This window comes from Chryseobacterium sp. MP_3.2 (genome assembly GCF_035984805.1).
Lineage (GTDB): Bacteria > Bacteroidota > Bacteroidia > Flavobacteriales > Weeksellaceae > Kaistella.
Genome location: NZ_JAXCHW010000001.1, coordinates 192401 through 216696 on the forward strand (window position 1 = coordinate 192401; position 24296 = coordinate 216696).

General features: G+C 35.9%; 23 protein-coding genes. 15 read left to right on the forward strand and 8 right to left on the reverse strand.

What is annotated here, in order from left to right; all coding sequences use genetic code 11:
- Nucleotides 1–89 precede the first annotated feature (89 nt).
- The 6 genes from RCH13_RS00910 (at nt 90) to RCH13_RS00935 (ending at nt 5295) form a co-directional block, all read left to right on the forward strand.
- Nucleotides 90–2519, forward strand: coding sequence for an alpha-ketoacid dehydrogenase subunit alpha/beta (locus RCH13_RS00910; protein WP_326985324.1), 2430 nt, complete (start codon nt 90–92; stop codon nt 2517–2519).
- Between the two features lie 237 nt (nt 2520–2756).
- A complete protein-coding gene (locus RCH13_RS00915) occupies nt 2757–3260 on the forward strand; it encodes a GbsR/MarR family transcriptional regulator (protein WP_326985325.1) in 504 nt (167 codons plus the stop codon).
- Nucleotides 3261–3332: 72 nt separating this feature from the next.
- Nucleotides 3333–3683, forward strand: a complete 351-nt coding sequence (locus tag RCH13_RS00920; RefSeq protein ID WP_326985326.1) for a hypothetical protein — start codon at nt 3333–3335, stop codon at nt 3681–3683.
- A gap of 7 nt (nt 3684–3690) precedes the next feature.
- A complete protein-coding gene (locus RCH13_RS00925) occupies nt 3691–4083 on the forward strand; it encodes a hypothetical protein (RefSeq protein ID WP_326985327.1) in 393 nt (130 codons plus the stop codon).
- A 66-nt stretch (nt 4084–4149) separates the two neighbouring features.
- Complete coding sequence (locus RCH13_RS00930) at nt 4150–4524, forward strand: hypothetical protein (RefSeq protein ID WP_326985328.1); 375 nt, start codon at nt 4150–4152, stop codon at nt 4522–4524.
- A gap of 156 nt (nt 4525–4680) precedes the next feature.
- Nucleotides 4681–5295, forward strand: a complete 615-nt coding sequence (locus RCH13_RS00935; protein ID WP_326985329.1) for a DUF305 domain-containing protein — start codon at nt 4681–4683, stop codon at nt 5293–5295.
- A gap of 110 nt (nt 5296–5405) precedes the next feature.
- On the opposite strand, the gene RCH13_RS00940 is transcribed toward RCH13_RS00935, so the two are convergent.
- A complete protein-coding gene (locus RCH13_RS00940) occupies nt 5406–6914 on the reverse strand; it encodes a DUF4394 domain-containing protein (RefSeq protein ID WP_326985330.1) in 1509 nt (502 codons plus the stop codon).
- 238 nt (nt 6915–7152) lie between these two features.
- On the opposite strand from RCH13_RS00940, the gene lpdA reads away from it, so the two are divergent.
- The 7 genes from lpdA to RCH13_RS00975 all read left to right on the forward strand — a co-directional run bounded on the left by lpdA (nt 7153) and on the right by RCH13_RS00975 (nt 14315).
- Nucleotides 7153–8544, forward strand: a complete 1392-nt coding sequence (lpdA, locus tag RCH13_RS00945) for a dihydrolipoyl dehydrogenase (protein WP_326985331.1) — start codon at nt 7153–7155, stop codon at nt 8542–8544.
- Nucleotides 8545–8799: 255 nt separating this feature from the next.
- Entirely contained in the window at nt 8800–9075 is a 276-nt protein-coding gene (locus RCH13_RS00950) for a hypothetical protein (protein WP_326985332.1), read from the forward strand.
- 2 nt (nt 9076–9077) lie between these two features.
- Nucleotides 9078–9536 carry a hypothetical protein gene (locus tag RCH13_RS00955; protein ID WP_326985333.1) on the forward strand — a complete coding sequence of 153 codons (459 nt, stop codon included), beginning with the start codon at nt 9078–9080 and terminating at the stop codon, nt 9534–9536.
- Between the two features lie 411 nt (nt 9537–9947).
- Nucleotides 9948–10544 (forward strand): fasciclin domain-containing protein, encoded by a 597-nt coding sequence (locus tag RCH13_RS00960; protein ID WP_326985334.1) that lies wholly within the window; start codon nt 9948–9950, stop codon nt 10542–10544.
- Nucleotides 10545–10881: 337 nt separating this feature from the next.
- Nucleotides 10882–11289, forward strand: coding sequence for a hypothetical protein (locus RCH13_RS00965; RefSeq protein ID WP_326985335.1), 408 nt, complete (start codon nt 10882–10884; stop codon nt 11287–11289).
- Nucleotides 11290–11527: 238 nt separating this feature from the next.
- Nucleotides 11528–13465 carry a S9 family peptidase gene (locus RCH13_RS00970; RefSeq protein WP_326985336.1) on the forward strand — a complete coding sequence of 646 codons (1938 nt, stop codon included), beginning with the start codon at nt 11528–11530 and terminating at the stop codon, nt 13463–13465.
- 67 nt (nt 13466–13532) lie between these two features.
- Complete coding sequence (locus tag RCH13_RS00975; RefSeq protein WP_326985337.1) at nt 13533–14315, forward strand: patatin-like phospholipase family protein; 783 nt, start codon at nt 13533–13535, stop codon at nt 14313–14315.
- Here RCH13_RS00975 and RCH13_RS00980 read toward each other — a convergent pair.
- From RCH13_RS00980 to RCH13_RS01005, 6 genes are all read right to left on the reverse strand, one after another.
- Nucleotides 14312–14665, reverse strand: a complete 354-nt coding sequence (locus RCH13_RS00980) for a diacylglycerol kinase (protein ID WP_326985338.1) — start codon at nt 14663–14665, stop codon at nt 14312–14314. The two genes, RCH13_RS00975 and RCH13_RS00980, sit on opposite strands and share 4 nt — an antisense overlap.
- On the reverse strand, nt 14665–16029 hold the full coding sequence (locus RCH13_RS00985; protein WP_326985339.1) for a M20/M25/M40 family metallo-hydrolase: 1365 nt from the start codon (nt 16027–16029) through the stop codon (nt 14665–14667). The genes RCH13_RS00980 and RCH13_RS00985 overlap by 1 nt, the downstream gene beginning before the upstream one ends.
- Nucleotides 16030–16125: 96 nt before the next feature.
- Nucleotides 16126–17367: a DUF1015 domain-containing protein gene (locus tag RCH13_RS00990; RefSeq protein WP_326985340.1), complete on the reverse strand. Its 1242-nt coding sequence runs from the start codon at nt 17365–17367 to the stop codon at nt 16126–16128.
- Nucleotides 17368–17375: 8 nt separating this feature from the next.
- Entirely contained in the window at nt 17376–18335 is a 960-nt protein-coding gene (locus RCH13_RS00995; protein ID WP_326985341.1) for a D-2-hydroxyacid dehydrogenase, read from the reverse strand.
- 39 nt (nt 18336–18374) lie between these two features.
- Complete coding sequence (serC, locus tag RCH13_RS01000; protein WP_326985342.1) at nt 18375–19439, reverse strand: 3-phosphoserine/phosphohydroxythreonine transaminase; 1065 nt, start codon at nt 19437–19439, stop codon at nt 18375–18377.
- Nucleotides 19440–19533: 94 nt separating this feature from the next.
- Nucleotides 19534–19884: a 4Fe-4S binding protein gene (locus RCH13_RS01005; RefSeq protein ID WP_326985343.1), complete on the reverse strand. Its 351-nt coding sequence runs from the start codon at nt 19882–19884 to the stop codon at nt 19534–19536.
- 59 nt (nt 19885–19943) lie between these two features.
- Between RCH13_RS01005 and RCH13_RS01010 the strand changes: the two genes are divergently transcribed.
- Nucleotides 19944–20978 carry an acyl-CoA reductase gene (locus RCH13_RS01010; protein ID WP_326985344.1) on the forward strand — a complete coding sequence of 345 codons (1035 nt, stop codon included), beginning with the start codon at nt 19944–19946 and terminating at the stop codon, nt 20976–20978.
- Between the two features lie 185 nt (nt 20979–21163).
- Here RCH13_RS01010 and RCH13_RS01015 read toward each other — a convergent pair whose 3' ends face one another.
- A complete protein-coding gene (locus RCH13_RS01015; protein WP_326985345.1) occupies nt 21164–21478 on the reverse strand; it encodes a DUF4286 family protein in 315 nt (104 codons plus the stop codon).
- Between the two features lie 150 nt (nt 21479–21628).
- On the opposite strand from RCH13_RS01015, the gene gyrA reads away from it, so the two are divergent.
- Entirely contained in the window at nt 21629–24295 is a 2667-nt protein-coding gene (gyrA, locus tag RCH13_RS01020) for a DNA gyrase subunit A (protein ID WP_326985346.1), read from the forward strand.
- The last annotated feature ends 1 nt before the right edge of the window (nt 24296 follow it).

Genomic DNA, 24296 nt, shown 5'->3' on the forward strand with positions numbered 1-24296 from the left:
ACTTTTTTATACCAGTACGTTAATTCCGAGCAAAGTATGCTTTCCTAATTTTTCTTAAATTCGTATCTTTGTAAAATACCCCTTTTGTTATGCAAGACACCTATATTCAAGCTCAAGAAATTTCATTTCAAGACTTTAAAAATAATATTTTAGAAGATTATCGACTTGGTAGAATTTCCCGCGAAATGTCCTATTTAGGACGAAGAGAAGTTCTAACCGGCAAGGCGAAATTCGGCATTTTCGGTGATGGAAAAGAATTACCGCAATTAGCGATGGCCAAAGTTTTCAAAAATGGCGATTTCCGCTCTGGTTATTATAGAGATCAAACTTTTGCTTTGGCAATAGATGCGGTTACAGTATCTAGTTTTTTTGCACAGCTTTATGCTGATACCAATATTGAACGTGAACCAGCTTCAGCCGGAAGACAAATGAATGGTCACTATGCTACACGAAGTTTAAACGAAGATGGAAGTTGGAAAGATTTAATGAATCAAAAAAACATTTCTTCTGATATTTCCCCAACTGCGGGTCAAATGCCGCGTTTACTAGGATTAGCTTTAGCCTCAAAGGTATATAAAAGCGTGAAGTTTGAGGGTTCAGAAAAATTTTCTCATAATGGGAATGAGGTTGCTTTTGGCACCATTGGAGATGCTTCCACCGCAGAAGGTCATTTTTGGGAAACCTTAAATGCTGCATGCGCGCTCCAAGTTCCTATGATCACTTCTATTTGGGATGATGGTTATGGAATATCTGTTCCTACCCAGAACCAACGTGCGAAAGCAGATATCGCTGAAATGTTATCTGGTTTCCAAAGAAATGAAGGAGAAAACCAAGGTTGCGAAATTATTCAAGTTAAAGCTTGGGATTATCCTGCACTTTTGGATGCCTACGCAAAAGCAGAACATTTTGCCCGAACAGAAAGTGTTCCCGTTGTTGTTCATGTTATTGAAGTTACTCAACCGCAAGGTCACTCAACATCTGGTTCACATGAACGGTACAAAAATGAAGAACGCCTGAAATGGGAAGGTGAATATGATGGGCTTTTAAAATTTAGAGAATGGATTTTAAACTATTCAATAGAAATTGAAGAATCAGAACAGCAGTTAGCAACTTTAGAAGAATTAGAAATTATAGAGGCGGAAGCGAAAAAGTTTGTAAAAGAAGGTCAGAAAAAAGCTTGGGAAAATTATCAGCAAACACTTAAAGATTTAAAGGAAAGCATTTTACCTTTAATTGAAGCCTTAAATTCTGATAACAAAGATGTTGCAACAGAATTAGAGCACTATGGAAAAGTTGTTTCTGTGGCGAAAAAAGATATTTTTCATCTAATAAGAAGGTCTTTGTTTGTTACGAGAGCAAGTCAAAGTATAGCGCGACAAAATCTTCAGGCAAAGTTTGAAGAATTCTTTGCCTTTGAAAAAGAGAATTATTCCTCTCATTTATATTCCCAGTCAGAATGGAAAGCGACCAACGTTAAAGATGTTCCACCCATTTATTCAGATTCCTCAGAAATTGTGGATGGTAGAGTTGTGGTGCGAAACAATTTCGATAAAATATTTGAAAAATATCCCGAGACTTTAATTTTTGGGGAGGATGCTGGAAATATTGGTGATGTAAATCAAGGTTTAGAAGGTCTTCAAGAAAAATATGGCGATTTAAGAATTGCAGATACAGGTATTCGGGAAGCTACAATTCTTGGTCAGGGAATCGGAATGGCAATGCGTGGTTTGAGACCGATTGCGGAAATTCAATATTTAGATTATATTTTATATTGTTTACAGGGAATGAGCGATGATTTGGCGACGGTTCAGTATCGTACAAGAGGAGGACAAAAAGCGCCCTTAATCATCCGAACTCGAGGCCACAGATTAGAAGGAATTTGGCATTCTGGTTCACCCATGGCAGGGATTCTTAACCTATCGAAAGGAATTTTAGTATTGGTTCCGCGAGATTTAACCAAAGCCGCCGGATTTTATAATACCATGTTGCAGGCAGATGAGCCCGCGCTAATTATAGAATGTCTTAATGGCTACAGACTTAAAGAAAAGCAACCAGATAATATTGGTGAATTTACGGTTCCTGTTGGTCAAGTGGAAGTAACCAAAGAAGGTGCAGACGTGACCTTAGTGACCTACGGTTCCACATGGAGATTGGTGATGGAAGCTGCACAAGAATTAGAAAAAGTGGGTATTTCTTCAGAAGTAATAGATATTCAATCTTTAATTCCATTTGATTTAAGCCACGATATTTCCAAAAGTATTCAAAAAACAAATCGACTCGTTATTATTGATGAAGATGTAGAAGGTGGCGCCACGGCATTTATTCTTCAGCAAATTTTAGAAAAACAGAAAGCATTTAGATATTTAGATTCAGATCCATTGACCATCGCGGCAGAAAATCACAGACCACCATACGGAAGTGATGGAGATTATTTCAGCAAACCAAGCGTTGACGATATGGTAGAAAAAGTTTATGGTATGTTTACAGAGTCAAATCCGCAGAAATTTCCGAAGATTTAAAACAAAAATTTTAAGTAAATCATAATCGATTTTTTTAAAAAAACATCAATAGGAACGGGATTAAGCCCGCTTTCTTTTTTTTAATAGCGGAATTGGCTTTATCCAAAACTTAATTTCGGACGTGTATGCACTAACCTTTAAAAACAAATGAAATGAAAATTTCACAATAAACTTTCAGTAAGTATTGAAAGTTCAATAATTTCTGTTATCTTTGATATAGAATTATAAATAACCACAATGAAACTCGACGAAGCCAAAGAAAAATACATCCAAACCTGGGGAACATTTGCAACCAATTGGGGCATCAACCGTACCATGGCACAAGTTCACGCTCTACTGTTGGCAAGTGGGAAAGCGCTTTCGACCGATGAAGTGATGGAGCAATTAAAGATTTCTAGAGGAAATGCCAATACAAATCTTCGCGCCTTGATGGATTGGGGAATCGTAAAGAAAGAATTGGTGAAAGGGGAGCGGAAAGAATACTTTCTGGCCGATAAAGATGTCTGGTTTCTTTTCAAGCAGATTACCAAAGAAAGGAGAAAAAGAGAAATCGAACCGATTATTACATTTTTGTCCGAATTGAAAGAGATAGAAGACAACGATACGGAAGAAGCTAAGGATTTTATTAAACTTATGGATGATTTTGGAAATGTAACCAATAAAATTAATAACATTATGGACTTGGCAATCAAGAGTGATGAGCATTGGCTCGTTGGGAAGATTACGAATCTTTTAAAATAGTAAGAAGGGGAGAAATTCCTTTTTTATTTCCAAAATAGTTTCATTAATTACTGAAAGTATAAAAATTACAAAATGTATAATATTTTATCCTACTTCCTTTATTTCTCCTTCACGATTCCAGTAATCGTTTTCGTTGGATGGAAATGTTTTAAGATTGGAAAAGTTTATTTGCTGGATGTTCTTAAAGATGATGAAATATGCAACTCCGTCAACAAACTTTTGCTCCTAGGTTATTATCTCTTCAATGTTGGTTATATCGCTATTTCCATTTCAAATTGGGGAAAAACAGATACTTACTACCAATTGGTGGAGGTTGTTTCTACAAAAATTGCCCTCATTTTAATCATCATTTCTCTTCTTCATTATGTGAATATTGCAATGCTCTACTTTTTAAGAAATCAAATAATATCAACCTTTAAATAATTTTATCATGAATGCAACGTACAACCTTTCCGCCTACGCAATTTATTTACCAGTAGTAATCACATTGACCATTGTTGTATCTGAACTGCTTTTTAAAAATGCAAAAATATTTATGAGGGATATTTTTCATCAAAAAGAAGAAATTGCCATGGCTACCAACTCACTTTTTAAAATTGGATTTTATCTTTTAAACATTGGTTTTGCTCTCAAAATTATTGAATTCTACCAAATTACCACCCAGGAAAATTTAATTGTTGGCGTTAGTGAAAAAATTGGTGGTTTCTCCATTTATTTGGGAATTATAATGCTACTCAATCTATTGCTTTTTATGAAAGGCCGCAAAAATTCTTCTCAAAAATCACTCGTAAAATTAAATACAAATGAAAACGCTCCTCTTTAACCTCGTCATGATGATACTATTCAAAAATAAAGACCGAGACAAATCTCAATTTTTAAATTTATAGTGATGAAACGTAAAATTTTAAAAACAGAATTAATTTTGCAGATCATATTTATTTTTGCCTGCCTCATTTGGTTTATACTAATAGGAATGCACGAAAATGAATTTTATATCTTTTTTTATATTTTTCCACTACTTGCTGCAACTAATTTTTTAGGATTTTTTGTCAGAATCTTTACGGTAAGAAGTAACTGGATGGCTTATTATTTTCTGGCGGTTCTCATCTATTTGCCCACTTTGTTTTTACTGTCACTTATGGTCGCGAGTTCTACTTCTGCATTTTATAAAATTTATTTCTATGGTGGCAGTTTATCCATCAGCTTATTTTATACCATCACAGGATTTTTTATCATTCAAGATGAAAGTGCAATTCTAAAATAATACTACATCTTCCAGATTAATATTAGAGTTTTTTAATTAAAAGTAAAACCGGTTTTTTCCTTCCTTAAAAATTTACATTTCGCATAATAAATTTCCTGAATCCAGTTGTAAAATGATTTAGCACTCTTTTTGCTTAACCCTTACAAATCCTAAACAATGAAAAAATTATTTCTAATTCCGGCAGTAGCATTATTCCTACTCTCTTGCGAAAAGTCGATTTCCGAAAACGCAAAAACTGTGAATGATAGCCATCAAACATCCGAAAACAAAAATGAAATGGTTGCTTTAATGGATAAGATAGCGGATAAAATGCACGCTCCCAAAACAAGTGGAAATAATGACACTGATTTTTCAAACATGATGATTGAACACCACAATGGTGCGGTAGAAATGTCAGAATTACTCCTGAATAAAGGAAAAGATCCAGAACTGCAAACTTTTGCTCAGAAAGTGATTGATGCCCAAACGCAAGAAATTAATTTGATGGAAAAATTTCAAAATGAAACTGAAAAATCCGCAGATTCTCAAGATTTCCAACAAGCTTTAAATCAGTCCATGGCTGCCATGATGAACAAAGAAATTAAGATTTACAATGACTCTGACAAAGATTATGCGGCGCAAATGATTCCTCATCACCAAAGCGCAGTAGAAATGGCTAAAGCTTATTTAAAATTTGGAAAAAATCCCCAACTTCTAAAGCTTAGTGAAGATATCATTCGGGCACAAAACACAGAGATTGCCGAACTTCAAAACTGGTTAGCAAAAAAATAAATCATTCAAAATAAAAAGTCCGTCTGAAAATTCTCAGCGAACAAACTCAATACATAAAAAAAGCCGCCTCATTTCGAGACGGCTTTTTCATAATTGACATTTTGAATACCTTAGAATCCTAATCCTAAAGAAAAACCTTTTGCCATATTCGGATAATTCGAAACCGCTGTTGCAGCTCCAGTCGTAGTATTTACCGTGTAAATTTTGGTTTGCATTCCAACTGTTGCCAATAAATACGCTCTGTTACTCGTACTTCCAATATCAAAACCATTCGCATTGGTAATATTGATTCCTAATGCTCCTCTCTCCACTAAATTTCCGTTATTCGGTGGACTTTGCAAATATAATTTATCAGTATCATGATCGACCACAAAAAGTGAAGTGGTGGTAGTTCCCGCGAAACTATCAGAATAAGCAGCGCCACTTAAAGTTGGTGTTCCGGGATTAATACTTCCGTCTGTTGCGGAAATAGTTCCATCAATAGGGTTTAAACGAAGATTTTGACCAGTATTACTCACCACTCGGATCCTATCAACGGTTGGATTAAAATCAAAGCCGAAATCTGTTCCTATTAAAAGGGTCGGTAATTGCGTTCCAACAACTGTTGCAGCACCATTACCAAGATTTAAAGTATAAATTCTGCTGCTGCTTCCGAGCGCATACAATTGTCCATTCAAAGGTCTAAAATCAATACCTAAAATATTTTCTCCAGCCTGTAATCCTGTAATGGCTTTCGTTACGACCGCTGGGTTGTTTGGATTAAATATTTGCAAAGCGTTCGCATCATTAATTGCGTATGCTACAGCTTCTGTAGGAATTGCCAAGTCTATGATTTTTTCTGCCAAGGCATTAATTTTGGTAGCCTTACCATTCATTAAATCTACAAGATATAAATTGTTTGCGGTTCCTGACCTTGCCGCTAATAGCGCAGATTGATCATCAAAACTAATATCAAATGCTGCCTGACCTGTAATTGTAATTCCTAAATTACCAACTTCTACCAAAGTTCCATTATTGGGTGGATCTTGTTTGAATAATTTATTGTTCGTAACATCGATATCAAAAAGAGTGGTAGTTGACGCTCCTGATTTGCTGTTGGTGTAAGCAACTCCATTGATGGCAGAGGTCGTTGCGATGCTTCCATCGGTTGCAGCCACAAGACCATTCTCAGGATTTAAACGAATATTTTGTCCTGTATTAGTTACCAATCTGATTCGATCAACGGTCGGGTTAAAGTCTATAGAAGCAATAGCTCCAGAAATTGCTGGTGTAAATGCAGTTCCAATAGCACGTGCAGTTGCATGGGTGGTATTGATAACATAAAATTTACTCGCATTCGTTACTGCGTATAATTCTCCAGTTGCAGGACGAAAATCAATACTCATTAATTTTTCTCCGCTTCCTAAACCAGTCACTGGTTTTTTAGACATAAAAGTATTGGGGGTTTTTGCATTGAAAGCCACCAATTCATTGGTGCCCGTTAATCCGTAAACCATCAAATCTGGACCAGCAACTTGCGTTTCGGTCATCATATCCATATCTAATCGGTCATCATTTTCGCAAGACGAATTGGAAAACATCACTACGGAAGCAAGGCAGATTTTGAATAAATTTTTCATAAAGTTTAATTTTAATTGTTAAATACATTTACGATAAGAATCAAAGCGTAGTTTTCATTGCAAAAAAGAAGCGAGAAAAATTTTTATTCACTTAATATTTAGACTTTAAATGTTTGAAATAATTAGTAAAAATGAATTAGTTTTCGGGATACGATAAAGCGCTGGTTACCTTTTAAAATTAAATTCATTCCAAAATTAATAGGAATTTTTCCGTAAATTCGCATCAAATTTTTAAAGAATGAATTACGATATCATTGTCATTGGGAGTGGACCTGGAGGTTATGTTACAGCAATCAGAGCTGCGCAATTAGGTTTCAAAACTGCCATTATAGAAAAAGAAAGTTTAGGTGGAATTTGCTTAAACTGGGGTTGTATTCCCACGAAAGCATTGTTGAAATCTGCCCACGTTTTTAAATATTTACAACAAGCCGAACAATACGGTCTTAATAAAGTAGAAAATCCTGGTTTCGATTTTTCAAAAGTAATCCAGAGAAGTAGAGGAGTTGCCACCAAAATGAGTGGTGGAATCGCTTTCTTGATGAAGAAAAATAAAATCGACGTTATTATGGGAACTGCAACTTTGCAAAAAGGCAAAAAAGTTTCTGTAACTGATAAAGAAGGAAAAGCAACTGAACATTCCGCAGAACATATTGTTATCGCAACTGGCGCTCGTTCCAGAGAATTGCCAAACATTCCGCAAGATGGAGTAAAAGTCATCGGATACCGTCAAGCAATGACACTTCCTGAGCAACCAAAATCCATGATTGTTGTGGGTTCCGGTGCCATCGGAATTGAGTTCGCAGATTTTTACAATACGATGGGAACCAAAGTAACCGTAGTAGAATTCATGCCCGTTATTTTGCCAGTTGAAGATGAAGATACTTCAAAACATATGGAGAAATCTTTGAAAAAATCTGGGATTGAAATTATGACCAATGCTTCCGTAGAATCTGTGGATACTTCTGGTAACGGCGTAAAAGCAACCGTGAAAACTGCAACTGGAAACATTACTTTGGAAGCAGATATTTTACTTTCCGCTGTTGGAATTGCTTCCAATGTTGAAGGACAAGGTTTCGAAGAAGTGGGAATTCAGACGGAGAAAGGAAAAGTTTTGGTGAACGAATGGTATGAAACTTCTGTTCCAGGATATTATGCGATTGGTGATATTTTAAATACTCAAGCTTTAGCACACGTTGCGTCCGCAGAAGGAATTACTTGTGTCGAAAAAATCAAAGGACTTCACGTAGAAAAAATTGATTACGGTAATATTCCGGGTTGTACATATGCTCATCCAGAAGTGGCGTCTGTTGGTTTAACCGAGAAGCAGGCGAAGGAACAAGGCTACGAATTGAAAGTAGGAAAATTCCCTTTCTCAGCTTCCGGAAAAGCTACGGCAAACGGTGATACCGATGGTTTCATCAAAGTTATTTTTGATGCAAAATACGGAGAATGGCTCGGTTGTCACATGGTCGGAGACGGCGTTACAGATATGATTGCAGAAGCAGTTGTGGCGCGTAAATTAGAAACCACCGGTCACGAAGTTTTAAAATCAATCCATCCGCATCCCACCATTTCAGAGGCTGTGATGGAAGCAGTTGCCGCCGCTTATGGCGAAGTGATTCACATTTAAAATAATTAAAATATCGACATCGAAAACTCCAGCGATTTGCTGGAGTTTTTTATTTGGGCAACTTGATCCGCCTGGAATTTATACTGAGCATGTCGAAGTACTCCCGCTTTTTTGTTCCACTGCGTTCCACAAAAAGAGCTCCGTTCAAGCCGGGCTGTAAAGAAGATTTTTAATTAATATCCGTAATATTTAAAGAACTTAACGTATATTTAAGATTAATCTTTGAGAAAATTTTGAAAAAGTAAAAACTGAAATATGTTACAATTAGGGAAATTAAAACAATTAGCGTTTGATGAATTAAGTCAAATTTTCGATCTTGAAAAAAGCGATTTTCGATTAGAAGAATATTTTTACGAAAAAGCAACCAATACTTATAAAATAATTGTTTCATTTTTAGTTAAAAATGAAAATATAAACACAGGATCTTTAGCACAATTATCTTTGGGTTTCTCCAAGTTCGAAAGAATATATAAAGAAGTTGTAATCGATGAAGAAGGGATTGTTATTAAGTTTTCTATCTACAATCCTTAGAGATGATACTAATTGATACAAATGCGTTTATAATTCTGGTTTTGGGTTTAATGGACAAGAAACTAATAAATAAACATAAGAGGACAAGTATTTATGACATTTCTGATTTTGAGAATTTAGTTAAAATAATCGGAAAGGATTTTTCAAAAGTGATTGTACTTCCAAATATTTGGACAGAAGTTGATAACTTACTAAATAATTTTACTGGAAACTATAAATTTAAGTATTATCTAATACTTAAAGAACTTTTACAAAAAACATCAGAAAAGTATTTTGAAACTAAGAATTTAGAAAATGATTACAATTTGCAACATATTGGAATCACAGATTCTGTCATTTTAGAAGTTGCTAAGAATTGTGATTTCATTATAACTGGAGACTCAAAATTAGCAGATTTAGCACTTGCAAACGGAATTCATGTTTATGATTTGATTGCTTTAAAAAATCAACGATTAATTTAAAATATATTTAAAATAATCCGAAATGAAGCGGATTTCAAATCCGTGTCTATTAATCAGCAATTTGGCTTTCAATAGTTTAACTTCAAAATCAAAAATGTAAAATCAACATTTGGTACATTTGTGTAAACTAAAAACACAATATCATGAGATTCTTCGATTTTCGTTGTCCCCCGATTTTGAAACAATTATTTAGCAATACGCCAATCTTAATCCCATGCCGTAAAGTGTCTGTTCTTAATCTTTTTTTGCCAACACTTTAACCTACCTAAAGAAGATTTCCACTCAAGCCGGGTTGCAAACTGCAATATTTTAACATTTACAATCATCGTTAAAAATTATCACCAACAATACTATGCAAGCCATGTTTTTATATATTTTTGAATAGATTAATTAAACATTAAAATATCGATTATGAATTTAGTAAAAACATTAAGCGCATTTTTAGTAGTAGGAGCAATTGCTACATCTTGCGAAAAAAAGGAAGTAGAAACAACAGACATGAGCGCTAGCACGGAAGCAGCGATGGATTCTACAGCAATGGATTCCCCCGCGGTAGTTAATTCTCCAAACATTGTAGGAGTAGCTTCAGGAAATGCTGATTTCTCTACTTTGGTTTCCGCAGTACAGGCAGCTGGATTAGTTGAAACGTTAAGCGGAGCTGGTCCATTCACCGTTTTTGCACCAACCAATGCGGCATTTGATAAACTTCCTGCTGGAACGGTAGAAGGTTTGTTGAAACCAGAAAGTTTGGATAAACTGAAATCAGTTTTAACATACCACGTAGTATCTGGAAAATTTGATGCTGCAGCAGTAACTGATGCAATTAACAAAGGAAACGGAAAATATACAGTAAATACTGTAAACGGTGGAGCGATTGATTTAAGTTTAAAAGACGGTAAAGTGATGCTAACAGACGCAAATGGCGGAATGTCAACTGTAGTTATGGCAGATGTACCGGCTTCTAATGGAGTCATTCATGCAATTGACACGGTGGTGATGCCTAAATAAGGCTCTAAAAAAATATGTAAAAAACCGTTGTAGCAATACAGCGGTTTTTTTTGTAAAATACCTCTTGCTTTCTTTTTTAATAAAAAATAAATGACTTCTTTGAAAACAATGTGGAGCAGATTTATTGCGATATTCTATACATCAACACAATAAACTCTACTATTCTAAAGCTTAAGGGGAAATATTTATGTGAATTATGATCATTACCCCTCAAAAGCTTTATAAAATTTCACTTTCCTTTTGTAACTTCGATCGCGAAGAATTATATAATAAAAACCCGCGCGACCCTTCTTTCAAGCTTAAAGAAATGAGAACCGCCTAAATACATTGACTAAAAATGAAGATACAAAACGAACACCTTACGAAAGGATTTATCTTAGCTGGAATGATGAATATCTTAGGCGTCTTAACTTTTTCCCGAATTTTTACCAATGATATTATTCCTGAATTTGACAGCCAAGCAATGTCCAATTTTGGATTATTAATGATTGTCCTTTGGGGTTTTGTATTTATCGCGGTGTCCAAAAGTTTTCACCATTTAAAATGGCTCATCGCAGTATTTACGCTTGAGAAATTGATCTACGCAACGCATTGGACAAATTGGATGGCGAATAATAATCTATCCGAAGTATATGAAAAAGATACAATGGCTGGAATATATTACACGATTTATGGCATAAACGATTGGGTCTTTTTCTTTTTCTTTTTATTTGTTTTCATCCGTTTAGTACGTAAAAAAAATTAACATTGGACTTTCTTTTAAGCTAATTACTTTTCAAATTTTAATGGAAATTGGAATTGCGTACATTGGATACTTAGGTTCAATTTAGACTTTCGGAATTCAAGTACGCGGAATGTATTGGCTTTGGAAACTGAAGCAAAGAAAAAACGAAGCTGAACAAAAGACATCATCATAACTAAAAGTTGTGGTGTTTCTGTATCCTGAAAATTATTATCTTAACATCAAATTATTACCAATGAAAATGAAATATTTATTTCCCGCTTTGCTGATCTCTGGAACAGCTTTGTTTGCCCAAAGTAAAAGCGAAAATGTAGTTCCTAATGAGAATTTAATAACGGAAAATATTCCGGCTATTCCAAAAAGTTTAAACAACAAAATCAAGAAATACTCCGAAAGTAGGGGGGCCAACTTTACCGCAATTCATCCAAACGGAAAGGAATTGATAATGGTGACCAGATTTGCCTCGACCAATCAGTTGCACCATCTTTCCAAAGCTTTGGGGAATAGAAAACAGATTACATTTTTTGATGAACCTGTTAATTCTGCGGACTATGAACCTAAAAAAGGGGAATATTTGGTCTACTCCAAAGATATTGGCGGAAATGAATTTGGCCAGCTTTTCAAATTAGATTTAAAAAGCATGGAATCTACGCTCTTAACGGATGGTGGAAGATCTCAAAACGGTGGAATGCGTTGGAAGAAAGACGGTTCTGGATTTTATTTTTCATCTACGAAAAGAAATGGCGGAGACCGCGATATTTTTTTCATGAATCCTTTAAAACCAAACGAAACCAAATTAGTTTTGGAGCTGAAAGGTGGCGGTTGGGGAATCAATGATATTTCTGCAGATGGCAGTAAACTCATCATTGGCGAATATGTTTCTGCAAATGAATCATTTTTATATATGTTTGATGTTATCACGAAAAAACTGGAACCCATCACCGATCGAAATGAAAAACAAGTGGTACAAGGTGGCGCAAAATTCTCCAAAAATGCAGATGAAATCTGGTACGTAACCGATCGTGATAATGAATTTGCCCGCTTGGCTTCTATGAATTTGAAAACGAAGAAAATCTCTTATTTTACTTCAGATATTCCGTGGGAAATTGAAGATTATAGCTTATCCAAAGATCAATCTAAAATTGCATTTACTACCAATGAAAGTGGTTTAATCAAATTGTATTTAATGGATACTTCAAGCAAAAAATATTCAGAAATAAAAGGGTTGCCGGTTGGCTTAATTAACAACATTGAATTTTCGGACGATGGCAAATCGCTTTTCTTCTCTCAATCTACCTTCGATTCTTCCTCTGATATTTACCGCATGGATGTCACCACAAAAAACATTGAAAGATGGACCGACAGTGAACAGGGAGAAATGCAGAAAAGTCAGATGGCACAACCAAAATTAATCGAATGGACCAGCTTTGACAAAATGAAAATTAGTGGATTTTATTATCCCGCAGCAAAATCATTTACAGGAAAACGTCCAGTTTTAATTAATATTCATGGTGGTCCAGAAGGTCAATCCATGGCGTCTTCATTGGGTTCTGGAAATTATTATACGAATGAAATGGGAGTTGCTCTCATCTATCCAAACGTTCGTGGATCTTCAGGTTTTGGTAAAACGTACATTGCAAGTGACAATGGTTTTAACCGAATGAATTCTGTAAAAGACATTGATGCATTGCTCGATTGGATTGCCAAACAACCAGAATTAGACAAGGATCGAATTATGATTATGGGTGGAAGTTACGGCGGATTTATGACTTTGGCGACTGCCTATGAATATGCAGATCGAATCAGATGTTCTGTAGATATCGTAGGAATTTCTGACTTTAATACTTTTTTGAAAAACACGGAAGAATACAGACGTGATTTAAGAAGAGCAGAATATGGGGATGAACGCGATCCAAAAATGAGTGCCTTTTTTACTAAAATTGCACCTCTGAACAATACGGATAAAATTAAAAAACCCATGTTCATTATTCAGGGAACCAACGATCCGCGAGTTCCCGTAACGGAAGCGATCCAAATGCGTGATAAATTGAAAGCGCAAGGAAATACGGTGTGGTATTTAGAAGCGAAAAATGAAGGACACGGTTTCCGCAAGAAAGAAAATGTAGATTATCAACGATTGGCAGTGATAAAATTTATGCAGGAATTTTTGCTGAATTAATAGAAAATTAAATAATTGATTAGAAGAAACCACAGAATTTGTCTGTGGTTTCTTACTTTTGACCCTTATGAACAGAAACGGAAAATATGATCTGGGTTTGGTGCTTTCTGGAGGCGGCACAAAAGGTGTGGCACATGCCGGAGTTTTAAAATTTTTGGCAGAAAAAGAAATCAAAGCTGATGTTTTGGCGTGTTGCAGTGCAGGTTCCATTGTTGGCGCTTTGCATGGAATTGGAAAATCTGGGGAAGAAATTTTAGATTTTTTTAAATCCGTATACTTTTTTAACTGGCGCCATTTTACCTTTAACAAGCCAGGTTTGGTGTCGTCCGTTATTTTCTCTAATTATCTTTCACCAATTTTTAAAGACATGACTTTGGAGGAATTGGATATTAATTTGAAAATAATCGCGACCGAATTGGTTTCGGGGGAACAAAGAATTTTTGAAGGAAAAGATAAAATTGTAGATGCTGTGATTGCCTCCTGTTCCATTCCCGGGATTACGGTTCCCTATATCGTAGGAAATGAAATGTTTAGCGATGGTGGCGTTCTCAATAATTTCCCCGCAGATATTATTCATCAGGATTGTAAAAGATTGATTGGCATTTATGTTTCGCCCCCACAAGATGTAGTTATTGATGATTTAAACACCATTAAAGCCATAACCACGCGCGCTTACGAGCTTATGTCTCATCGTACAGAAATTTATAAATTTTCTTATTGTGACTGGATTATCACCTCCAAAAAATTGTCGAGTTATGGCACATTTGAAAGGAAAGCAAATCGCCTAGAAGAAATTTTTGAAATCGGTTATTTGGCGGCAAAAGATTCTTATGAAAGTTTTACGGTCTAAAAAAGATAATTCCAATAAACTAAAATTGCCACACAAATTGCTCCAAATGTCATCAACAAAACTGCACCAGCAGCAATGTCTTTGATGATTTTTATGCGTTCATCAAACTCAGGTTGAATGAAATCACAGATTTTTTCGATGGCGGTATTCAGAACTTCCAGACTTAAAACCGCAAAACTCACGATTAAAATTAAGGCTGCATCGGTCGCATTTAATTTCAAAAATACAATTAAACAAACGTTGACCAACAAACCTATAATTTCGACTTGAAAATTACGCTCAGATTTGAGCATCCAAAGCGCGCCACTTAAAGAATTTAAAAAACTTTTATAAAAAGGAGGTTTTCTCATTACCAATTTTTATCGATCATATAAATGAGTTGGCCCATTGCAACGGCACCTAAAATTAATTCACGGCGATTTACTTTATCAAAGGTATCTTCTTCCGAATGATGAATGTCAAAATACCGCTGAGAATCTGGAATTAAAGCCGCCAATGGCACTTCTAAAGGTTGCATGGGTTCAATGTCTGTTCCTGCGTGCTGGCTATCGAAATTATGGATTCCGTACGGCTCAAAAAGATTTTTCCAGGATTGGATTTGCTTTCTTTTATCTGAATTCATGACCAAACCAAAACCTCTTGGCGTAAATCCACCACCATCGCTTTCAATGGCAAACAGATGGTTTTCTTTATTTTTTCTGATATTTTCTGCGTATTTATTTCCCCCTTTCACACCGTTTTCTTCATTGGCAAAACAAACCACACGTATCGTATGATTGTTCTTCAAGCCTAATTTTTTGAACGCTCTTAAAACTTCGATACTCTGTACAATTCCAGCACCGTCATCAGATGATCCATCGCCCACGTCCCAAGTATCCAAATGTCCACCAACAACAATTACATTTTTATCTTTATTTCCCGTAATTTCTCCAATCACGGTATGCGAAAGAATTTCTCCTTTCATGGTACAATTAGAATTAATTTTTGCGAAAACTTTTTGTGTTTTTAGCATTGCTTCTAATTCGTCGGCACTTTTTGGTCCAATGGCTACAGCGGCAATTTTGAAGGTGTCATCTTCGTCATATTTCATCATTCCAGTGTGCGGAACATCATCAAAAGAGGAAGATAGAGAGCGAATAATCACGGCTTTTGCGCCACGTTTTCCAGCCCAAGAGGCGGAACTTCTGCGGTACTTACTGGCATCGCCATACGCTTGACCCGTATTGATAAACTTTTGATTGAAGGCATAATTGAAAAATATGATTTTGCCATTTACCGAAGCATCTGGAAGTTGATCAAACTCCTCTTTGGTTTTAACAATTACGATTTGCGCTTCTATATCTTTTCCTTTCGTTCCCTCAGAATTTCCTAAAGAGAGCATTTTCAAAGATTTCCATTGTCCACTTTTATCTTTGATTTGAAGGGATTCTTTTCCGCGTTCCCAAACTGGAACCATCACTTCTTCTTTCCAAACTTTATCTGCGCCTGCTTCTTTTAATTTATAAACCGCCCAATCCACTGATTTTTCATAAGCTTTAGAACCACTTAATCGGTTGCCAATATTGAGGGAAAGATCACGCAAATTTTCATAAGCGGTACTATTCACCAACATTTCATCTGAAATCTTTTTGAACTGTATTGAATCTTGGAAATTTTGAGAAAATAAAATTCCGCCCAAAAAGAGCGGAAGTATTTTAAGAATTGAGTTTTTCATAGAACTTTAATTGAAGAACTCAAATGTAAAAAATATAAATTAGAAAAGATCATTTATCGATCAATAATCAGCCTCCATTTCTTACGTGAAACATTCTTATTTCATATCATACATAATTAATGCGGTGACTAACTTTGGTTCTATGTAGGTGCATTTCGGCGGCATGACCACTTTATGGTCAGAGACTTTTATCAAGTCATTAAAACTCACCGGGTAAATTCCAAATCCTACTTTGAAATTTCTGGAATCCACTTTTTCTTTGATGTCTTTAATTCCTTCAACACTTGATGTGCCTTTGATATAAGTGATTTTATCCGTTGTCTTTGGATCCTGAATGTCCAGAATATTTTTAATGATATATTCTTCCAAAAGGTAATGATCCAAGTCATTAATGGAAGAAAGTTGTTTTCTTAAATCGTGTTTAACGTGCAGGGAATAAAATTTTCCACCCAAGTACATTGAAATATGAAATTTTTGAGAAGGGTAATAAGGCGTTTCACCTTTTTCATGAATAAGGAAATTTTCTTCGATTTTCTCTAAAAATTCTGCTTCCGAATAGCCATTCAATTCTTTCAACAATCGATTGTAATCATGAATTTTAATAGACTGATTTGAGACGATAAAACTGAAAACAAAGTTATACGGTTCTATTCCAGTGTGCTTTTTATTCTTCTCCTGAACATTTTTAGCGTTTAACGCAGTAGAGCCAATTCTGTGGTGACCATCTGCAATGTAGAAGGAATCAATTTGTTCCAAAACCTCTTTAAATTGCTGCATTTTTAAGCGATTGTCAATGCGCCACACTTTATGTCGCGTTCCTAAATCATCCAAATAATTTAAGATGGGAACATTTTTTTCTTCGTGGTTCATCATGAGTTCCACTTTAGTATTCGCGGCGTAAGTTAAAAGAACGGGCTCCGCCTGGATATTTACTTTTTCCAGATAATAGGCAAGCTTTTCTTTCTTCTGCGTGATGGTGGATTCGTGCTTTTTAATCTTTCCATTTCGGAAATCCTCTACACTCACCAATCCTAAAAGTCCTCTGAAGATGGTCTTATTGGGCAGAAATTGCTCATATAGATAGTATGATGAATTGTCTTGAAGCAACTTTTTATCATCAAGCAACTCTTCAAAATTGGTTCTGATTTTCCTTAAATTTCGGTCCAGATCCTTAGATTTACTCACCACATACGGCTTGATCATCTGTATATAGGACGAATCCTGCTGCGATTTTTTATTGATTTCCTCCTGGGAAAAATTATCTAAAGGGTGCGTGGGAAAAATTTCAACGTAGTCTTCACTTGGTCGAATGCCCCGAAAAGGTTTGAAGATTGGCATCTTTTATTCTATAATTTCTTTTTAATATCTATAATCTGCTGAGCTAATTCTATTCCGATTTTCTCTTGCGCATCCTTCGTATTGCCACCTAAATGCGGTGAAAGTGAAAGATTTGGATTCATTAACAAAGGCAATTCTGGATTAGGCTCACTTTCAAAAACATCTAATGCTGCACCAGCAATTTTACCAGAATCAATAAATTTTAAGAGTTCTACTTCATTTAGAACGCCGCCTCTTGCGGTGTTTACTACAAAAACTCCGTCTTTCATTTTTTCGAATTGAGGAGTATTTAAAATATAGGCTGCACCTTTCGGTGTGTTAATGCTTAAGAAATCGGCATCTCTTAAAAGCTCTTCCATATTTTGGGTTGAAGAGATTTCAAAATCAACAGTCTGCCCATCGAAAAAACTCAAAGTAACAGTTTCTGTTTTCGGATTTCGGGTCAAGACTTTAACCGTCATTCCAAGAGAAATTCCAATTTCTACAACTTCTTTCCCAATGCCGCCAAACCCAATTACGCCAAGATTTTTTCCTTTCAATTCTACTGCATTTTCAAAAGATTTTTTCATTGCAGAGAAACGAGTGTCACCTTCCAAAGGCATCAAACGATTGGATTCATGGAGAAATCTTGCCAAAGAAAAGAAATGCGCAAATACCATTTCTGCAACTGATCTCGAGGATGCATGCGGCGTGTTGATCACGTAAAGTCCTTTTTCGATGGCATATTCCACATCAATATTATCCATTCCGATTCCGCCGCGACCCACTATTTTTAAACTTGGACAGGCATCGATTAAAGTTGCCCGAACTTTTGTAGAGCTCCGGACCAACAAAACATCAACTTGATTTTCGTTGATAAAATTGGGCAATTGATCTTGGGAAACTTTTGCATCCAATAATTCGATTCCGGCTTCTTCTAAGGCTTTTTTTCCTCCTTCAGAAATTCCGTCGTTCGCTAAAACTTTCATACTTCCTTTTTGCTATTATTTTTTAAACTCCTTAGAATTTTATTTGATATTTTTCATTACATCTACCAAAACTTGTACGCTCTCAATAGGTAAAGCATTGTACATGCTTGCTCTGTAACCGCCTAAACTTCGGTGACCATTGAGTCCGTTAATTCCGGCCGCTTTCCAGGCATTGTCAAATTCTTCTTTTTTGGAATCATCTAACAATTTAAAGGAAGCATTCATATTGGAGCGATCTTCTTTCGCGCAGAAACATTCGAATAAAGGATTTCTGTCAATTTCATCGTAGAGCAATTTTGCTTTCGCCTCATTCTTAACTTCTGCAGCTTCTATTCCGCCATTATTTTCTAAATGCTGAAGCGTTAAGAGCGTTGCATACACAGGAAAAACCGGGGGAGTATTAAACATAGATTCTTTAGAAATATGTTGAGCATAATCAAGATAAGAGGGAATATCTCGTCCAGTATTTCCTAAAATGCTTTTTTTAACCACTACCATTGTAACTCCGGCAGGGCCCATATTTTTTTGCGCACCGGCGTAAATCACATCAAATTGCGTGAAGTCAATCACTCTGGAAAAAATATCAGAACTCATATCACAAACCATCAAAGTATCCACTTCTGGAAAAGATTTCATTTGCGTTCCAAAAATGGTGTTGTTTGAGGTACAATGAAAATAATCATACTCACTACCAACCTTATAATCTTTCGGGATAAAAGAGTAGTTGTCTTCTTTTGAAGAGCCCACTACATCTACCGTTCCTATTTTTTTTGCTTCTTTAATTGCACCTGCAGCCCAAGTTCCCGTATCTAAATAAGCAGCTTTTCCATTCTCGGCTTTCATTAAATTGAAAGGTGCCATCAGGAATTGTAAACTTGCACCACCGCCTACATAAAAAACCTCATAATCATCTCCTAGCTTCATCAATCTTTTTACGATTGCTCGTGCTTCATCCATAACCGGCACAAAATCCTTGCTACGGTGAGAAATTTCTAAGAGTGAAAGCCCAATGCCATTGAAATCTAAAATAGCTTCCGCTGATTTTTGAAAAACCTCTTGAGGCAAAATACAAGGTCCCGCGCTAAAGTTGTGCTTTTTAATCATTTTTAAAATTTTATAAATTCTTTAAAACTCATTTGGATACTCATTTGGATACTGATTTTGGATAAAAAAATGCCCACAAGGAGTGAGCAAAGTTTTATTCTCCGTGAAGAAAAGCTTTTTTCTCCAGCAGGCTTTCCTCCGATTCTACATGTTCTTCATCTGGAATACAGCAATCTACAGGGCAAACTGCCGCACACTGAGGTTCCTCGTGGAATCCCATGCATTCCGTACATTTATCGGTGACAATAAAATAAATATCATCACTAACCGGTTCTTGTGGTGCGTCTGCATCTACGGTGAGTCCGGAACTCATTACCACTTTGCCTTTCAGCGCAGTTCCATCTGAGGCTTTCCAATCAACCGCTCCTTCATAAATTGCGTTATTAGGACATTCTGGTTCACAGGCGCCACAATTTATACATTCATCTGTTATTCTGATAGCCATTGCTACTTTATTTTTTAAATTTGCACAAATTTACTAAAATTCCGCCAAATTTCCATACAATGAACAGAGAAAAACAGATTTCAGGACTTGCTAAACTGGGTATTTACATTGCTCAATTTTTAGAAACAAAACCGGAGAATTATGATGAAAAGCAGGAAATTTTTAATGCATTGTTGCGAAAATCGGAAATTGAGAATACTTGGTTTACGCAGGATAATCAAAAATTTGCGCTTAAACAATGGGCTGCACTTTTAACGCCCGCTCATTTAAATGAGTGGTTAAAGGATTATGAAACCTCTTCCGAATCAAAAAGGGTAGGTTTAATTCTGGCTGGAAACATTCCTATGGTCGGTTTTCATGATGTTATTTCTGTGGTTCTAAGTAATCATATTCCTGTCATTAAACTTTCATCCAAAGACAAGCGTATTTTACCATTTCTTTTGGAAATGTGGAATGACTTATCTGAGGGAAATGTGACCTATGATTTTGTGGAAAGATTGCAGAATTTCGAGGCGGTAATTGCAACCGGAAGCAATAACACAGCGCGCTACTTAGAATATTATTTTAAAGATCATACGAGCATCATTCGAAAAAACAGAACTTCGGTAGCCGTTTTAAAAGGTGATGAAACGCAGGAAGAGTTGGAATTACTGGCAGAAGATATTTTTCGGTATTTTGGTTTAGGGTGTAGAAATGTGACGCGCCTTTTCATTCCGGAAGATTTTCTGATTGACCGTCTTTTCGAAAGTTTTATAAATTACAAAGACATCATCAATCATAATAAGTACGCCAACAATTACGAATATAACCGGGCAATTTATTTATTGAATGCAGAGAGGTTTTGGGATAATAATTTTGTGATGTTAAAGGAAAGTGAAGAGCTGTTTTCTCCACTTTCTGTGCTAAATTTTTCTCGCTACAATGCCTTGCAAGAAGTAGGAGATTTTATCCAAAATAATGGGGAAAATATTCAGGCCATTGTTGCAAAGGATGAATTGGGCTTAGATTCAATTCCGCTGGGGTCCGCACAAAATCCTGGTTTAGGAACATATGCAGATAAAGTAAACACGATGGAATTTTTGGAAATTATTTAAAGTGACTCTTTCTAAATTGAGTACTCAAGTAATTTTTACTAAAAACCATTTAACAAGTTATTATAAAGAACTTTAGGGATTTAATGTAAAGTTCTTTTTATGTGTAGTACATAGTTTTTCCAAATGAACTATTAACACTTACGATTTTGGATCAACGCAATTTTCGATAAAAATAGAGAACTAGATTATAGATTAATTTTCAAGGGATTCAGAAGCGTTGTAAAAACCATAACGTTTTCTCCAAATTTTTTCTCCACAATTTCTGTGATGTTTTTTAATTCAATTTGGCGGAAATCTTCCCGTTTTTCTTCATCCTGAAATACAAGAAGCAAGTTCGTGTTTTTTCCTTCCATAATCATTTCACTATCAACCTCAGATAAGATGTATTTTTCTACTTCAAATAAATTATCTACCAATTGCGGAAGATCATTTTCTACAAAAAGATCCCACTTATGATTTTCGCTTTCTACGGTGTGAAAGGTGATGCTGATAACACTCATTTTGTTTAACTTTATTTATGATTTTTAGCCTCTAATAAGGCGCTAAATTCGGTAAAAATTTCGTAAATTAGCCCGTTCTTAAAATTAGAATTGAGAGAATATTCAGGCAAAATTTTAAGTGCCTGATTTTCATTTTATTAAAAAAGATTTATGCATACAGAAGGAGAAAGGTTAATTCCTATCAACATTGTTGATGAAATGAAATCCTCTTACATTGATTATTCTATGTCGGTAATTGTTTCCAGAGCTTTACCAGATGTAAGAGATGGCTTGAAGCCAGTCCACAGAAGAGTTCTTTATGGAATGTACGGGTTGAATGTTTTTTCAAACAGAAAACATTTAAAGTCTGCCAGAATTGTGGGAGATGTACTCGGTAAATATCACCCACATGGTGATACTTCCGTTTATGATGCCATGGTGAGAATGGCTCAGCCTTGGAGCTTGCGTTATCAGCAAGTAGATGGGCAGGGTAACTTTGGGTCTATGGATGGTGATCCGCCTGCAGCAATGCGTTATACGGAAGCCAGATTAAGAAAAATTTCCGATGAAATCTTAGCGGATTTAGATAAAGATACCGTGGATTTTCAAAATAACTTTGATGATTCCATGACCGAGCCGACCGTAATGCCAACCAAAATCCCTAACCTTTTGGTGAATGGTGCTTCTGGTATTGCAGTGGGAATGGCGACCAATATGGCGCCGCACAACCTTTCTGAAAGTATTGATGCGATTGTTGCTTACATTGAGAATAAAGAAATCACCATTGATGAATTGATGAAGCATATCATTGCTCCAGATTTTCCTACTGGTGGAATTATTTATGGATATGATGGGGTTAGAGATGCATTTCATACCGGCCGTGGTAGAATTGTTCTTCGTGCTAAAGTAGGTTTCGAAGAAATTGGAAATAGAAACGCAATTATCGTTACAGAAGTTCCTTACCAAGTGAACAAAGCTGAAATGATTGCAAGAACAGCAGAATTGGTAAAAGACGATAAAATTCCGGGAATCTATGAAATCCGTGATGAATCTGATAGAACCGGACTTCGCGTTGTTTATGAATTGAAGCATGATGCTATTCCAAATGTGGTGTTGAACATGCTTTACAAATACACTTCACTTCAAACCTCTTTCAGTGTAAATAACATTGCATTGGTCAAAGGAAGACCTATTCAATTGAACGTGAAAGACATTATTCATCATTTTGTGGATCACAGACATGAAGTGATTGTCCGCAGAACTGAATATGACTTAAGAAAAGCCAAAGAAAGAGCGCACATTTTAGAAGGTTTCATGAAAGTGATTGGAACCCAAGATGATTTGGATAAAGCCATTGCGATCATTCGTCATAGTGCCAATCCTGCCGCTGCAAAAGAAGGTTTAATTCAAGAATTTGATCTTTCAGATATTCAAGCTCAAGCCATCTTAGATTTAAGATTGGCGAGATTAACCGGAATGGAGCTGGATAAAATCCGCGCCGAGTACGAAGAAATCATGACCATGATCAAGGATTTAGAAGATATCCTTTCTAATGAGCCAAGAAGGTATTCCATCATCAAAGAAGAGATGCTAGAGATGAAGGAAAAATATGGAGATGAAAGACGTTCTGTAATTGATTATTCTGGTGGAGAAATGTCCATAGAAGATTTAATTCCAGATGAAAAAGTAGTTTTAACGATTTCTCACGCAGGGTATATTAAAAGAACTTCGCTTTCAGAATACAAAATTCAAAGTAGAGGTGGCGTTGGTAATCGTGCGGCAACAACCAGAGATGAAGATTTCTTGGAATATATCGTAGCGGCAACCAATCACCAATACATGTTGTTCTTCACAGAAAAAGGAAAATGTTTCTGGTTAAGGGTATTTGAAATTCCTGAAGGTTCTAAAACAGCCAAAGGAAGAGCGGTACAAAACCTAATTAACATTGAACCAGATGATAAGATCAAAGCTTACATCCGAACTGATGATTTGAAAAATACAGAATACATCAACCAAATGAATGTAGTGATGGTTACGAAAAATGGTACCATCAAGAAAACATCTTTAGAAGCATATTCCAGACCGAGAACCAATGGTGTAAATGCCATTGAAATTAGAGATAATGACCAATTATTAGGCGCAAGATTAACGAACGGAACTTCTCACATTATGATTGCGACCAAAAACGGGAAATGTATCCGTTTCCCAGAAGAAAAAGCCAGAGCTGTGGGTCGTGGATCCATCGGAGTTCGTGGAATTTCTTTAGAAAAAGGAGATGAAGCAATTGGAATGATTGTTGTGAACGACTTAGAAAATGACACCGTTTTGGTAGTTTCCGAAAGAGGTTATGGTAAAAGAACTGCTGTTCTAGATTACCGGGAAACCAATCGTGGTGGTAAAGGAGTAATCACTTTAAACGTGACGGAAAAAACAGGAAACCTCATTGCTATTCAATCGGTAACAGATGAAGATGGTTTAATGATCATTAATAAATCTGGTGTAGCCATTAGAATGGGAATGGATGAAATGCGCGTGATGGGTAGAAATACTCAAGGTGTAAAAGTAATCAACTTGAAGAAAAATGATGAAATTGCTGCCATTGCCAAAGTTGAAATGGATAGTGATGTTGCAGAAGTCATAGAAGAAGGAGAAGAAAGTACGGAGGTGAATACAGCTCCAGATTCCAACAATCCAGAATTCAGTGAAGTTCCTTTAACAGGAGACAATGCCATTAGTAATTTAGGTGATCCAGAAGTTTTGAGAAAAATTGAAGAAGAGGAAAAAGAGAATAATTCTGGCGAAACTCCAGAGAGTTCAGAAGAAAAGTCCGAAGATTAAT